This is a genomic window from Maricaulis sp. (assembly GCF_030149425.1).
GTDB lineage: Bacteria > Pseudomonadota > Alphaproteobacteria > Caulobacterales > Maricaulaceae > Maricaulis.
Genome location: NZ_JASBRQ010000029.1, coordinates 1 through 13273, shown reverse-complemented (window position 1 = coordinate 13273; position 13273 = coordinate 1). Strand labels below are relative to the sequence as shown.

Sequence of the window (13273 nt, the reverse complement as noted above, 5' to 3'; positions counted from 1 at the left end):
GATCCGCCGATGCATCACGGGATCACTTACTCGCCGTGACAGGCTTGCATCTCAAGTAGGCGTTGCGAGCAACGCGACGGTGCGTCCGGTCATCGAGAACGTACGCACCGTACTCATTCCACTGCCATGAGGGGCGGCCAGCTCACACGTCGCTGGAGGCTTTCTAGGCGTTTGTGTTTAGCGCGCACGCATGATGGCGTCGCGGATGATGGGAGCATAGTGAAGAGGAACGCCGCACTCGATCGCGAGCTTGAAGAACTCTTCAGCTGCGAACCTTCGATCAAGACTGCTTGCTCGAAACAGTTTACGTGCTGTTGTGCTGAGCGTTGATATGTCGCTCGATGTGATGTGACCAAAGCACTGATCAATGGCGTCGCAAAAACCTTCGATCGCCGGCGCGGGAAGTTGCGGGCCCCAAATGAAGTAGCGCAGATACGGCAAAAAATGGGGGTGTTCGAGAATGTCCCGACCGGTGCAGCCATTACGCTCGAATGTTTCCCGACGAGATTGGCCTCGTCCGCCGACATTATATGCGGGATCAACGAACCAATTTAGTCGGCATTCTGGTATTGCATCTCTTTCTGTGAGCAACGCCACTAGCTGGGCCGCCATCTCCCCATTTCGCTTTGCAGGATAGCCGTGCTGCAAACGAAGCGCCTCGAACTCGACAGCTTCGCAAAGCGCTTTCTCATCATCTCGCAGTTCAATCGCGAAATGCCTCGGCCCGGGAATCTCGGTCCTAGTCATCGCTCCCCCTATCCTGGGCACGCCAAGCCGCAAGATAGCGCGAAACAATTTCTTGCTCCTCTGCGCTGATCGCGGTGCTAGCTTCAAGCTCCTCCAGACGTTCACGGAAACGCTGCTCGTCCAGCACATCATCCAATCCGCTGGTTGGCACTTGATCACTGGGCGTCGCAACAAGGTCGCCAAGACCATTAAAGCCGAAGCCCTGACCCCAGCTGGTGCTCATAAACGAGTGAGCAAATTTCGCGACAGACTGGTCATCGGAAAGCTGCTCGGAGGCCCATTCGCGCACCTCGTGTTCCGCATCGCCTGCGAAATCGCGCCACCGGTACAGTATGTAGCTGAGGCGATTGGCCTCCAACAGTGCACCGCTCCCAGCAGCGTCCCTGATTTTGCCTAGCGTAAATTCTCGGAGTGATTGCGCATCCGCCAGCGTCATCAACCGATCTTCCTCACGCACCGGATCACGGTCTTCTCGTTCTTGGTGTTGGCCATGCGCAGAGGTGGTCAGGTCTACCAGCCATGCGAGGGACGCAGTTTCGCATGCGGTTCTGATTAAATCAGAGCGCTCTTCAATCGAAAAGCGCTCGATAGTCAACGCGCGTAGCAACCAGTGAAAGCGAAGATTGTTGCCCGTAATCTCAAAACCGCGCTCTCGATCCTGTGGGACGTCAACTTCGTCGGCGATTTGGAACAGGTTCGTTAGGAACGGCAGAACGGCCTCATCAGAAAATCGACTAGCGTTTACATTCAGCTCGTCAAGCAGGACCGCAGCCCGAGTGGTGCCGTTGCCGCGAATAGTATTGACCGCCTGACGGAACATGTCGTGGATGAGCGATGTGTTGGAGGGCTCGGCAATGAGACTAGCGATGTCGCTCCTCGGTGCAGCATCATCAGAGAGGCTAAATCGAAAATAGGTGTCGAAATGTGCAGAGCTGCAAACTCGTCGCTGCGCTGCCCAACGTCCACTCGAAGATGAATGCCAAACGTTAGACCACACGGCCTCAAGGGGTGGAAATAGCCTCATCAACACGCGCTTCATGCGCGGCTTTTCCATTGCATCGACTTTCGCAAGCAGGGCATCATCATATTGCGACGAAAGCTCCTCGCGCCGGGCGCGCTCACTAGGAATATTGCAGACAATTGACCTATTGCCGCGCACCGCGCGAAATATCTCCGGTTGAAACAAACGTAGCGCCTCAATTGCGAGGTAGTCGCCAAGATCAACTTCCGAGCCGATTGCCGGCCATGTAATCGTCAAGGCATTCGCAAATCGCAGAACATCGCGCGGCGTTTGAATTTCCGGGGCAATAACCTCGTGGAACAAGTTTAGTATGTGAGTGTGTTGCTCTTGCGGAGGCGCGCCGCATATTCGCTCAACCTGTTTGAGGCACGCCTTGTTCAAATCCGTTCGAGCGGGAGCGGGTAGGTCGAATGCCGCTTGTACAATCTTTTCGAGATAGTGCGGACCTTCTGAAGGATAGTGCTCTGTGACGACCTGTTCGGCTATCTCGCGATCATAGGCAAGAAGATACAATATGTTGGGAAGTCGTCCGACTGACTTCACCAAACGGAATATCAACAAGGCCTCGTCTGGGCTCAATCGGTCGATGTCATCTATTACGACGAGAAGTCTTTTATCGCTCTGTCGAAGTGCATCGGCCAATGCTTGGTGAAGGGTTTCAACGCTGTCCCCCTCATCAATCATCCCGCTAAGCCAGTTCATGGTGCCGGCGGCCATCGAACCCGCACCGCCAAGTCCGAAGAGATTGAGAGCTGGACTGACCACGGACCCCGCTTTCAGCAGGTTCGCACCGAGTTTAGGCAATATCTCCGCAGCTTTGGCTGATAAGGTGGGCTGGAGCGCCGCCCGCAGTTCCCGGAAAAATGCCAGGGCCAGCGCTTCTTCGCCTCGAAACCACCAACAGTTGAAGCGCACTATCACGATCGAACCGGCGTCAACTTCATTCTGAAGATGGTTCACGCACAGGTTAATAGCGCTACTCTTGCCCGAGCCCCACGCACCGTTGATCGCGATTGTAGTGCCTTCGGGGCGAACAGACAGCCGAATGCTTTGGGCAATTGAGTGCGCAAATGTGTCCAAGCCATACATGTCGCTCTTGGGCGATGTGATTGGACTGTCCGTCGATACGTTATCGCTGCACATCTTCGTCGCTCAATCAAAGTTCCTTCACGTAAAAGGAGATAGGTCTGACTAAGAGCTTTACAAGTCAAGCTTGTGCCGTGCGGCCGTGAGTTTGTTCAGGTAGCGATCCGGTCTCCCAATTCACCCGTGAGACCTTCCAGCGGCTTCTATCTATCGCGTGTCTAGGGCAGAGCCGGACCGGTTCAACCCAGCTCGCTTCCTCCGCTTACGCTCCGTGCAGCTCCGCTCCCTGACGGGCGCATGCGCGGGGTGTGATCCGCCCCTCATCACTCTGCCCTGTCGGCTCCCCATGAAGCCGCGGAATGGTCCGCGGCAATCAGAAAAGGAGACGTATCATGGCAACTCAACACTCTACATCCATCAGCAATCGCCCCACCCATCGCATCTTCAGCGTCAATGGCGAGGGCGACAACGCCAGCTGGACCGAAATCGGTGCGGCTTGGCCCAACAAGGATGGGCTCGGCTTTTCCATCAGCTGCAATGCCCTACCGCTTGGCGGCCGCATGGTTATGCGCGCCATTGCGGCTGACGCTCAGGAAGGCGGTGACGCATGAGCGCCAAAGAACCCGAACGTCAATTTGAGCGCTTCACCTTGGACTGGCAGGGCATCGCCCTGTCAGTCAGCTACGAAGAGCATTGGCTTGGGGTCGAGCATGTCAGTCCGTTTGCAACCGCGCACTTCGAGGTGCGCGTGATCGATCCGGATAATCATATCATCCCCATCACTGAAACCAGCTATCGATCTCACTTCGTGCATCGTGATGTTGTCAGAAAGTTCGGAGGCCCAGCCGACTTTGTGATCGCCTGGCTTGAAGAGGCAGCTCAGTCGCCAGAGTGGAAAGCGCGCCTAGACAGGCATCGTCAATTCAGTCTCTTTTGAGGGTGGCCTCTGGACTTTGTGTCGCGGGCTGGCAACGATGAAAAATCGGCGGCAGATGGCTTTGTTCTGAAACCACAAATCTTCTCACCCACCTACACAGTTCCTACACAGGCCATTTTCGGGCCTTTTTATCCATATGTATCAATGGGATATAAGGATCGGAGAGTATGGAGCGGGCGATGAGATTCGAACTCACGACATTCACCTTGGCAAGGTGACGCTCTACCCCTGAGCTACGCCCGCTCATGTTTGCGAGCCGGGGCCCGCTGGGGAGCGCGGTATATCGCGCAAAGCCGGTGAGATTGCAAGAGCCTCGTTGAGTCGTTTTGCACATGACTTGATCCGCGCCCGCAGGCAGGCTTGAAAAGCAGTCATGCCGATTACCCGCACTGATCTCTTCGCCTTCTTCGACCGCCATGACATCGCCCATGTCACCACGGAGCACCGCCCCATCTTCACCGTAGAGGAGGGGCGCGACATCAAGGCAAAACTGCCCGGCGGGCATTCCAAGAACCTGTTCCTGAAAGACAAGAAGGACCGGCTGGTGCTGATTTCGGCGCTGGGGGAGAGCGAGATCCGCATCAACCAGCTGCACAAGCATTTCGATTGTCAGCGCCTCTCCTTTGGCCGCGAGGAATTGCTCTACGACACGCTTGGTGTTCGCCCGGGCTCGGTCACGGCCTTCGCCCTGCTCAATGATCAAGAGCAGAAAGTCCGTTTCATCGTCGACGCAGCGCTGATGCAGCATGATCCGGTGAACTTCCATCCGCTGGAAAACACCGCCACGACTGCGATCAATCCGTCCGATCTGCTCAAATTCGCCCGCCTGACCGGACATGAACCGACGGTTTTCGACTTCACGGCTCTGCTTTAGGGCGCCCCGCCGCCTTGCACCACGCGGTCAGAAAGGCCACTTAGAGGGCCAAGAGACTGCAATGAGGATCGCGTTATGACGCTGATGGACGGCAAGGCCGACGATATGAATACGGGTCTGATCAAGGACTCCTCCGATCAGGCCTTCATGCAGGATGTGGTCGAACCCTCCAAAGAGGTGCCCGTCCTGGTCGATTTCTGGGCGCCCTGGTGCGGCCCCTGCCGCCAGCTCGGCCCGGCGATCGAGAATGCGGTCCGCGAGGCCGAAGGCGCGGTCCGCCTGGTCAAGATCAATATCGATGAGAACCCGGGTATCGCGCAGCAATTGCGCGTGCAGTCGATCCCGGCCGTCTTCGCCTTCAAGAATGGCCAGCCGGTCGATGGCTTCATGGGCGCCCTGCCTGACAGCCAAATCAAGGATTTCATCCGCCGCGTCTCCGGCGACGGTCCGAGCGAGGCGGAGATCCAGGCCATGGTGGAAGCCGGCCTGAAGACGCTGGAAGCTGGCGATCTGCAAGGAGCGGCGCAGGCGTTTTCCGGCGTGCTGCAGACCGATCCGCAGCATGTAGCTGCCCTGGCCGGCATGGCGCGCGTCTTTATCAAGGCCGGACAGCCGGACAAAGCCGAGCAGATTCTCGCACAAATCCCGGAAGACAAGCAGTCCGACCCGGCCGTTGCCGGGGTGCGCTCAGCGCTCGAGCTGGCCGGCGGCGAACCGGCAGACGATGACGAGACCTCGGCCCTCAAGGCCAAGGTCGCGGCTGACGGCGCCGACTTGGACGCGCGCTTCGAACTCGCTGAAGCCCTGCTGGCCGCCGACGATCAGCAAGGCGCTGTCGATCAATTGCTGGCCATTACCGCGCTGGATCGCGAATGGAATGAACAGGCTGCCCGCACCTTGTTGCTGAAAGTCTTCGAAGCCGCCGGCCCGATGAGCGAGATCACCCGCGAAGGCCGCCGCCGCCTCTCCTCCATTCTCTTCGCCTGATCAGGACCTGAACCATGACCGAGACGAGCACCGCACCGGAGCAGAAAGTCGATCCCAAATTGCTGGAGATCCTGGTCTGCCCGGTTACCCGCAGCACGCTGGACTATGACGCCGAGGCCCAGGAACTGGTCTCCAAAGCGGCGGGACTGGCCTATCCGATCCGTGACGGCATTCCGATCATGTTGCCGGAAGAGGCGCGCCCGCTGGAGGACAGCTGATGAACCGCCCCTGGCCGCAAAGCCTGAATTTCTCGAAAGCCGACAAGGCTCTGCGGGTCCGTTTCGACGATGGCGCCGAGTTCTCCATTCCGTTTGAAACGCTGCGCGTGGAAAGCCCGTCGGCGGAAGTCCAGGGCCATAGTCCGGACCAGAAAGTCATTGTAACGGGCAAGGAAAACGTGCTCGTCACCGCCGCCGAACCGGTCGGCCGCTATGCTGTGCGTCTGGTCTTCGATGATGGCCATGATAGCGGGCTGTTCACCTGGGATTATCTCTACGCCCTGGGTCAGGCTGCCTGAAACCGGGCCCGTTCCGGGCCCAAGGGGGGATCAAATGCGCTCAATTCTGCTTACGGCCTGCGCTGTTGCGCTCACTGGCACCGCGTCACAGGCGCAGGGCTTCGATAATTTCTCGACGGGTCCGCTGATCGAGAATTACGGGCCGCACGCGCCGATCGAAAACGACATGCCGATCCCGGACGGAATGGTGTTCCGCCACAGCTTTGACCTCGTCGATGAAGGCGAAGGCGGTGAGCTGAACCGCAATATCGTTTCCGCCGCGCGTTTTCTGAACATGCATGCCGCCGCCGGCATTCCGGCCGAGAATCTCAACCTGGCCTTGGTCATCCATGGCTCGGCCGTCCATGATTTCACGCGGGCAAGCCATTACGGCGCACGCCATGACGGAACAGAAAACGCCAACGCTGCTCTGATTGCCGAGCTCGCCCGTCACGGCGTGCAATTCTATGTCTGCGGCCAGAGCGCGGAATATCAGGGTATCGGCAATGACGATTTGCTGCCCGGCGTGACCATGGCGCTTTCGGCGATGACCGCGCATGCCATCCTGCAAGCTGACGGCTATACGCTGAACCCCTTCTAGGCTCCGGCGGCGGTCAGCTTCTCACCCTTGAGCAATTTGGGCGGATCACCGGTCTCGCCTCCGGCCTGGCGCATGAAGAAACGGCGCGCCGGCGGGATTTTGTTGACGATGGACAGGCCGATACCGCGGACCGCTCGGATCGGGTCGATATCGTTGGAAAACAGACGGTTGAACAAGTCCGTTCCGACCGCCAGCGTGGCGCTGTCGAATTTGCGCCAGTCTTCATAGCGTTTCAGCGTTGTCAGCGCGCCGATATCATGGCCGGTCCGCTTGGCTTCACCGCAGACCTCCGCCAGCGCGGCGGCGTCACGGATGCCGAGATTGAACCCCTGGCCGGCAATCGGGTGAATGCCGCGCGCCGCATCGCCGACAAAGGCCAGGCGCTCCTCGCAGAAGCGCTCGGCATAGCGCAGCCCCAGCGGGTAGGCGAAACGCGGCCCGACCGGCTCGACCTTGCCGAGGAAATCACCAAAGCGATTGTCCAGCTCGTGCTGGAAGACTTCATCGCTCGACGCCATCAATGCATCGGCTACCTTGTCCCGCTCGGTCCAGACCAGCGAGGCTCGGTTGTCAGGAAGTGGCAGGATGGCAAAAGGCCCGCCTGGCAAGAAATATTCGTAGGCCACGCCCTGGCTGGGCTGTTCATGCCGGACCGTGGCAACAACCCCTTTCTGACCGTAATTCCAACCCGAGGACCGCACACCGGCCTGAGCCCTGGTACGGGAGAACTTGCCGTCACAGGCGATGATCAGCTTGCCCCGAAGCGTATCGCCGCTGTCCAGCGTCACCTCACCATGATCAGGGAAAATCTCGTAGCCGGACGCCTTGGCCGGAGCGATGGCCATAATCCGGTCACGCTCTTTGAGCACTTTGACCAGTGCATGCCGCGTGTGCCGGTTCTCGGCCATCCAGCCGAGCGGTTCACCGTCAGGACCGTCGCTGATTTCTTGACGGTCGAAATGCAGGGTGTGGGGGCCAGGCCCGCCGGGGCGGGATCCGCCATAGGGGCGGCCATCACAGACCAGAATGTGTTCAATACGTTCCGTGTGGGGGCGGAGATGGTCAGCAACGCCAAGCGCTTCGAACATGCGCCAGGACGTGTAGGCAAGAGCCGAGGCCCGGCCGTCATATTCCGGCGCCAACCGGTCTTCCAGTGGCAGGGTATCGACCACGGCGACCGTCAGACCGGCCTGCTCCAGCCCCAGCGCCAGGGTCAGCCCGGCGAGCCCGCCGCCGATAATAACCGCATCACCGTCAAAGAGTGTCTTGTCCATCATGGCGCGGAGATTAGCCGCTTTGAGGCCCAAGAAAAGCGGTCATGGCGTCGCGGTCTGCTTTATCTTCTGTTAACCCCTTTTGAACCCGCTGCAGGGTAAATCCGGTCCCATGTCGAAGTCTGCTTCCAACACGTCCGTACCGGCTGGCCCGCCCGCCTGGCGCCTGCGTGCCCGCGATATGATCGCCGGCTTTATCCTGCTGGCGGCCGGCGCCTGCCTGCTGATCGCGCTTTTGACCCATAACGCGCTTGATCCGAGCTGGAATGTCGCCTCTGACGGCGATGTGCAGAACTGGCTCGGCGTACATGGTGCGGGGGTCTCTGATATTGCCTTGCAGACCCTGGGCTGGGCCGCTGCAGGCCCGGCTATCGCCTGGATTGTCTGGGGCATTGTCCTGATCTGGCGCATGCCGCAGCAACGCTCCGGCTCCATCGCGCCCTTGCGTTGGCTGTTCGGCATTCTCGGTACGCTTGGCTTTGCCATCGCAGTATCGGCCCTGCCGGTACCCGCCAGCTGGACCTTTGCCGCCGGCCTGGGCGGCGCTATCGGCGATCTGCTGCGCAGCTGGATCGCCAGCGGACCTGAGGCCATCGATTTGCCGGCCGCGGATCTGATTGCTGCTGTGTTGGGTCTCATCGTGCTCGCCGTCAGCATCTTCTTCACCTTCGGCCTGCGCTCCCGTGATGTGTCCTCCGCGGCCGATGTCGCCGGTCTGGCCTGGGCGACCGTGCGCGTCTGGGGCGACCGGGTCCGGGGCCTCGGCCCAGCAGCGGCCGGCATGTTTTCCGGAGATCGTGAGCCGGCCGAACGCCGTGATCCAATCAGCGGCGAGACGGAGCGCGAGGATGCGCCCCTGCGTAAGGCCATGCGGGCGGCCGATGAAGGCGATTTCGACAGCGTTGAGGACGAGCCGGAAGACATCGCCGCCACCCCCGCCTCGAACGTCAAGGTCAAGGCGACCAAGAAGGCCAAACCGTCCGGCCGCGATGCCCGCGAGGCCCAGGGAGCGCTGCCCTTTGCCAAGTCCAAGGGCTTCAAACTGCCGCGCCTCGACCTTCTGACCAAGCCGGCGGTCCGCAATGATGCCGTCGATGAAGCTGCCTTGCGCCAGAATGCCGAACTTCTGCAGGGCGTATTGTCTGACTTCGGGGTCAAGGGCGAGATCGTCCAGGTTCGCCCCGGCCCAGTGGTGACCCTGTATGAATTCGAGCCGGCACCGGGGGTAAAATCCTCCCGTGTCATCAATCTCGCCGATGATATCGCCCGCTCCATGTCGACCACCGCGGCCCGCGTCGCTGTTGTGCCGGGGCGCAACGCCATCGGTATCGAGCTGCCCAATGCCCAGCGCGAGACCGTTTTCCTGCGCGCCCTGCTCAACGCCAAGGCGTTTGAGGATCACAAGGCCGAGCTGCCCCTGGCGCTGGGTGAGACCATTGGCGGCGAGCCTTTCGTCGCCGACCTGGCCCGCATGCCGCACCTCTTGATCGCGGGTACGACCGGTTCGGGTAAGTCGGTCGGCATCAATGCCATGATCCTGTCCCTGCTTTACCGGCTGCCACCGGAAGAGTGCCGCATGATCATGATCGACCCGAAAATGCTCGAACTTTCGGTCTATGACGGCATTCCCCACCTCCTGACACCTGTTGTCACCGAGCCGAAAAAGGCTGTGGTGGCTTTGAAATGGGCCGTACGGGAGATGGAGAGCCGCTATCTGCGCATGTCCAAGATCGGCGTGCGCAATGTGTCCGGGTTCAATGAACGCGTCGCCGAGGCCCAGGCCAAGGGCGAGACGCTGTCGCGGACCGTGCAGACCGGATATGACAAGGAAAGCGGCGAGCCGGTTTTCGAGACCGAGACCATCGAAGCCGAGAAAATGCCCTACATCGTCGTCGTGATCGACGAGATGGCCGATCTGATGCTGGTCGCCGGCAAGGAGATCGAGGCGGCCGTGCAGCGCCTGGCGCAAATGGCCCGTGCTGCAGGTATCCACCTCGTTACCGCCACCCAGCGCCCCTCGGTCGATGTCATCACCGGTACGATCAAGGCCAATTTCCCGACCCGGATCTCCTATTCGGTGACCTCCAAGATCGACAGCCGCACCATTCTCGGCGAGCAGGGTGCGGAACAGCTCCTTGGCATGGGCGACCTGCTCTACATGGCCTCCGGCGGGCGCCTGCGCCGCCTGCACGGCCCGTTCGTCTCCGACCGTGAAGTGGAGGATGTCGCCAGCTTCCTGAAGAAACAGGGGGCTCCGGAGTATCTCGAAGCCGTTACCGCCGGCGGGGAAGACGATCAGGATGGCATTCCGGGCATGGAGGACGAAGGATCCGGAGACGCCCTGTTTGACCAGGCCGTGGCCCTCGTGGCCCGCGATCGCAAGGCCTCGACCAGCTATATCCAGCGCCGCCTCTCCATCGGCTATAACCGCGCCGCCACCCTGATCGAACGCCTGGAAGAAGAGGGCATGATCGGCCCTGCTGACCATGCCGGACGGCGAGAGATATTCCTGCCGGAGCCGGGTGAATAATTAACAACAGCGTGTGCATGGCGCTACAACTTGGGGCTAGGCGTCAGTCCTTAGCGCTGCGGTATTGGAACCCGGAAATACACCAAAGCCCTGAAAAAATGCGGTTCAGCCTTCCGGAATAACCCTCATTTAGTTGCGTATACGCACAAAGCGAACGTTAACTATATGAGCGCATCGTCTGCCCCCACAGATGCCCGGAGCGCCCGATATGGACTTCTTCAAAGCCCGCGACCCCCGAATGGATGCTATTGATGCGGCCTATGCTGTCATCGAGTTCGAGCCGGACGGCACGATCCTCCGGGCCAATGAGAATTTCCTCCAGGCAATGGGCTATCGCGAGGATGAAGTCGTCGGTGCGCATCACCGCATCTTTGTCGATCCGGACTACGCCCAAAGCGCGGAATACGCCGACTTCTGGACCCGGCTGGGCCGCGGCGAGATCCAGAGCGGCGAGTTCTGCCGCCGCAACAAGGATGGCCGGGAGATCTGGATCGAAGCGAGCTATTGCACGATCCGCAACAACCAGGGCGATGTCGAACGCATTATCAAGCTGGCCTCCGACGTGACCGAACAGCGGCTGCGCCGTTTTGATTACCAAAGCCAGCTGGCTGCGATCAAAAACTCTCAATGTGTCATCGAGTTTGATCTGAGCGGTCAGATTCTCGGCGCCAATCAGAACTTCCTCGATTTCATGGGCTATACGCAGGAAGAGCTGAACGGCGCGCATCATCGCCAGTTCTGCCTGCCTGCCTATGCGAGTTCCGTGGAATACAAGGCGTTTTGGGAGCGGCTTGGACGCGGTGAGTTCTTCGCCGGAGAGGTTCACCGGGTCAACAAGGCAGGCGAGGAAATCTGGCTGCTGGCCAGCTATAACCCGGTACACGGCCTCGACGGCAAGCTGGTGAAAATCGTCAAGCTCGCCGCCGACGTCACGGCCCAGGTCCAAAGCCGCCTCGAACGCGAAGCCCTGCAGCGCAGCCTTCTCGATGAGATTGGCGCGGTTGGCGAGCATGTGCGCACCTCGAGCGATCACGCCAGCGGCGCAGTCAAGGCCTCAGCGGATGCAGCCCATAATGTCACCGCCGTCGCCGCCGGTGCGGAAGAGCTGGCTGCGTCCTTCTCCGAGATCAACCGCTCGGTTACCGACACGATGCAAATCGCCCAGCAGGCAGTCGGGCAGGCGCATAAAACCAGCGATATTGTCAGTAGCCTGTCAGAAGCAGCCGGATCGATTGGCCAGGTCGTCGAACTGATCAATGCGATCGCCGATCAAACCAATCTGCTCGCTCTTAATGCCACGATCGAAGCCGCGCGCGCCGGTGAAAGCGGCAAGGGTTTTGCCGTTGTGGCCAATGAAGTCAAAGGCCTGGCCGGTCAGACATCGAAGGCGATTGGCGATATCGCCAATCAGATCAACGCGGTACAATCGAACACAGCGAATGCAGTAAGCGCGATTGAAGAGATTGGCGGCACGATTGCCCGGATCGAGGAAATCGCCACAACCGTCGCCTCCTCGGTTGAGGAACAATCGGCCGTGACGCAGGAAATCAGCGCCAATATGCAAACCGCATCAAGAAGCGTGTCCGATGTCACCGATGCGGTCAGCCAGATCGCCAATTCCACCGAGGCCGTCAGCCATTCAACGAGTGTGATGTCACAGGCGGCCGCCAAGCTGGCCTGACCCACTGCACCCTGTCGGCATCATGAACACACAGGTCTTGCTCCCGCCGCAATAGCAGGCCAGCTTGACCCTCATGATTACGACCCTGCTTTCCGCCCTGCTGATCCAGGTCACCGAACCGGGCCCGGCAACCCTGAATGATCCGGCCCGCACGCCGGTGCTTGCCGCTGCTGTCGTGCAAGACAATGCGGCAACCTCCACGGATGCCGGTGAAACTGCCGATGAGCCCGTTATCGAGCCCGGCATTGAGCCTGCTGCCGCAACCCCGGCGCCGGAACCGGTGTTTGACGAACAGGCGGCGATTGCCGGCATCAATGCCTATCTCAATTCCATGCGGACACTGCGCGCCCGCTTCCTGCAGATCTCGCCGGACGGTTCGGGTTTTGAAGGCCTGTTGTCGATTTCGCGTCCCGGCCGCCTGCGCTTTGAATATGACGATCCCAGCCCGATTACCGTGATTGCCGACGGCACCACGGTGGCGATGGAGGACAGCCAGCTTGAGACGGTCGACCGAGCGCCGCTGCGCTCCACCCCGCTCTGGTGGTTGCTGAAGGACGAGATCGATATCGCCGCAGACGCCCAGATCACCCAGATCGTGCGCGAGTTCGGCCTGGTCTACCTCACGGTCCGCGATCCGAATGGCGAGATGGACGGACAAATCCAGTTTGTCTTCGAGGAGCCGACCTATGAATTGCGGGAATGGTTTGTAACCGACGCGCTGGGTGAAATGACGCGAATCATTTTGCAGGACCATGAGACGGATGTGCGGCTAAGCCCACGCCTGTTCATTATTCCCGACCCTGAGGATGAGCGGGATTCGCGTCGCGGCCGCCGCTAGGGTTGATGTAAAATTGACACAGGCAATTTCTTTCGTATTTTTTATTTGCAGAAATAAAAGTGCTGTGGCGTTATTGTAACGCTGACTGATGGGCGAAATGGATCGGCGTCGTCCCCCCGCTTGCGGATCCGACCCAGAAGTCGCGCCGGATTGATCCCCTCCCGGCGCTGCGCTGGAAAACTGGTGCATGGCATTGCGCCC

Annotated in this window: 13 protein-coding genes and 1 tRNA gene; 10 read left to right on the top strand and 4 right to left on the bottom strand. The window is 59.9% G+C overall.

What is annotated here, in order from left to right; genetic code table 11:
* Window positions 1-177: 177 nt before the first annotated feature.
* Both Q1V57_RS04645 and Q1V57_RS04640 read right to left on the bottom strand, forming a co-directional pair.
* The gene (locus Q1V57_RS04645; protein ID WP_300528046.1) at window positions 178-747 is read right to left on the bottom strand and encodes a hypothetical protein; all 570 of its coding nucleotides are present in this window, start codon (window positions 745-747) and stop codon (window positions 178-180) included.
* Window positions 740-2857, bottom strand: coding sequence for a P-loop NTPase fold protein (locus Q1V57_RS04640; RefSeq protein WP_300528044.1), 2118 nt, complete (start codon window positions 2855-2857; stop codon window positions 740-742). Before Q1V57_RS04640 ends, Q1V57_RS04645 begins: the two co-directional genes overlap by 8 nt.
* A 389-nt stretch (window positions 2858-3246) precedes the next feature.
* On the opposite strand from Q1V57_RS04640, the gene Q1V57_RS04635 reads away from it, so the two are divergent.
* Together Q1V57_RS04635 and Q1V57_RS04630 are read left to right on the top strand one after the other, a co-directional pair.
* Window positions 3247-3465: a hypothetical protein gene (locus tag Q1V57_RS04635; RefSeq protein WP_300528041.1), complete on the top strand. Its 219-nt coding sequence runs from the start codon at window positions 3247-3249 to the stop codon at window positions 3463-3465.
* Entirely contained in the window at window positions 3462-3791 is a 330-nt protein-coding gene (locus Q1V57_RS04630) for a hypothetical protein (RefSeq protein WP_300528040.1), read from the top strand. Before Q1V57_RS04635 ends, Q1V57_RS04630 begins: the two co-directional genes overlap by 4 nt.
* 168 nt (window positions 3792-3959) lie before the next feature.
* Here Q1V57_RS04630 and Q1V57_RS04625 read toward each other — a convergent pair.
* Window positions 3960-4034 (bottom strand) — tRNA-Gly (locus Q1V57_RS04625).
* Between the two features lie 130 nt (window positions 4035-4164).
* On the opposite strand from Q1V57_RS04625, the gene Q1V57_RS04620 reads away from it, so the two are divergent.
* The 5 genes from Q1V57_RS04620 (at window position 4165) to Q1V57_RS04600 (ending at window position 6749) form a co-directional block, all read left to right on the top strand.
* A complete protein-coding gene (locus Q1V57_RS04620) occupies window positions 4165-4665 on the top strand; it encodes a prolyl-tRNA synthetase associated domain-containing protein (protein ID WP_300528039.1) in 501 nt (166 codons plus the stop codon).
* A 75-nt stretch (window positions 4666-4740) separates the two neighbouring features.
* The gene (gene trxA / locus Q1V57_RS04615; RefSeq protein ID WP_300528038.1) at window positions 4741-5652 is read left to right on the top strand and encodes a thioredoxin; all 912 of its coding nucleotides are present in this window, start codon (window positions 4741-4743) and stop codon (window positions 5650-5652) included.
* Between the two features lie 14 nt (window positions 5653-5666).
* Window positions 5667-5870 (top strand): Trm112 family protein, encoded by a 204-nt coding sequence (locus tag Q1V57_RS04610; RefSeq protein ID WP_300528035.1) that lies wholly within the window; start codon window positions 5667-5669, stop codon window positions 5868-5870.
* The gene (locus tag Q1V57_RS04605) at window positions 5870-6169 is read left to right on the top strand and encodes a DUF971 domain-containing protein (protein ID WP_300528032.1); all 300 of its coding nucleotides are present in this window, start codon (window positions 5870-5872) and stop codon (window positions 6167-6169) included. The genes Q1V57_RS04610 and Q1V57_RS04605 overlap by 1 nt, the downstream gene beginning before the upstream one ends.
* 34 nt (window positions 6170-6203) lie before the next feature.
* On the top strand, window positions 6204-6749 hold the full coding sequence (locus tag Q1V57_RS04600; RefSeq protein ID WP_300528030.1) for a DsrE family protein: 546 nt from the start codon (window positions 6204-6206) through the stop codon (window positions 6747-6749).
* On the opposite strand, the gene Q1V57_RS04595 is transcribed toward Q1V57_RS04600, so the two are convergent.
* Window positions 6746-8026 carry a UbiH/UbiF/VisC/COQ6 family ubiquinone biosynthesis hydroxylase gene (locus Q1V57_RS04595; protein WP_300528028.1) on the bottom strand — a complete coding sequence of 427 codons (1281 nt, stop codon included), beginning with the start codon at window positions 8024-8026 and terminating at the stop codon, window positions 6746-6748. The two genes, Q1V57_RS04600 and Q1V57_RS04595, sit on opposite strands and share 4 nt — an antisense overlap.
* 109 nt (window positions 8027-8135) lie before the next feature.
* Between Q1V57_RS04595 and Q1V57_RS04590 the strand changes: the two genes are divergently transcribed.
* From Q1V57_RS04590 to Q1V57_RS04580, 3 genes are all read left to right on the top strand, one after another.
* Entirely contained in the window at window positions 8136-10553 is a 2418-nt protein-coding gene (locus Q1V57_RS04590; RefSeq protein WP_300528026.1) for a DNA translocase FtsK, read from the top strand.
* Window positions 10554-10761: 208 nt separating this feature from the next.
* Window positions 10762-12234, top strand: coding sequence for a PAS domain-containing methyl-accepting chemotaxis protein (locus Q1V57_RS04585; RefSeq protein WP_300528023.1), 1473 nt, complete (start codon window positions 10762-10764; stop codon window positions 12232-12234).
* 73 nt (window positions 12235-12307) lie between these two features.
* On the top strand, window positions 12308-13072 hold the full coding sequence (locus tag Q1V57_RS04580; RefSeq protein WP_300528047.1) for an outer membrane lipoprotein carrier protein LolA: 765 nt from the start codon (window positions 12308-12310) through the stop codon (window positions 13070-13072).
* The last annotated feature ends 201 nt before the right edge of the window (window positions 13073-13273 follow it).

Coding starts and splice junctions, on each gene's coding strand:
- Q1V57_RS04580 (WP_300528047.1), top strand. CDS start 12,308: ATGATTACGACCCTGCTTTCCGCCCTGCTGATCCAGGTCACCGAACCG.
- Q1V57_RS04610 (WP_300528035.1), top strand. CDS start 5,667: ATGACCGAGACGAGCACCGCACCGGAGCAGAAAGTCGATCCCAAATTG.
- trxA (WP_300528038.1), top strand. CDS start 4,741: ATGACGCTGATGGACGGCAAGGCCGACGATATGAATACGGGTCTGATC.
- Q1V57_RS04620 (WP_300528039.1), top strand. CDS start 4,165: ATGCCGATTACCCGCACTGATCTCTTCGCCTTCTTCGACCGCCATGAC.
- Q1V57_RS04595 (WP_300528028.1), bottom strand. CDS start 8,026: ATGATGGACAAGACACTCTTTGACGGTGATGCGGTTATTATCGGCGGC.
- Q1V57_RS04645 (WP_300528046.1), bottom strand. CDS start 747: ATGACTAGGACCGAGATTCCCGGGCCGAGGCATTTCGCGATTGAACTG.
- Q1V57_RS04590 (WP_300528026.1), top strand. CDS start 8,136: ATGTCGAAGTCTGCTTCCAACACGTCCGTACCGGCTGGCCCGCCCGCC.
- Q1V57_RS04600 (WP_300528030.1), top strand. CDS start 6,204: ATGCGCTCAATTCTGCTTACGGCCTGCGCTGTTGCGCTCACTGGCACC.
- Q1V57_RS04640 (WP_300528044.1), bottom strand. CDS start 2,857: ATGTATGGCTTGGACACATTTGCGCACTCAATTGCCCAAAGCATTCGG.
- Q1V57_RS04585 (WP_300528023.1), top strand. CDS start 10,762: ATGGACTTCTTCAAAGCCCGCGACCCCCGAATGGATGCTATTGATGCG.
- Q1V57_RS04630 (WP_300528040.1), top strand. CDS start 3,462: ATGAGCGCCAAAGAACCCGAACGTCAATTTGAGCGCTTCACCTTGGAC.
- Q1V57_RS04605 (WP_300528032.1), top strand. CDS start 5,870: ATGAACCGCCCCTGGCCGCAAAGCCTGAATTTCTCGAAAGCCGACAAG.
- Q1V57_RS04635 (WP_300528041.1), top strand. CDS start 3,247: ATGGCAACTCAACACTCTACATCCATCAGCAATCGCCCCACCCATCGC.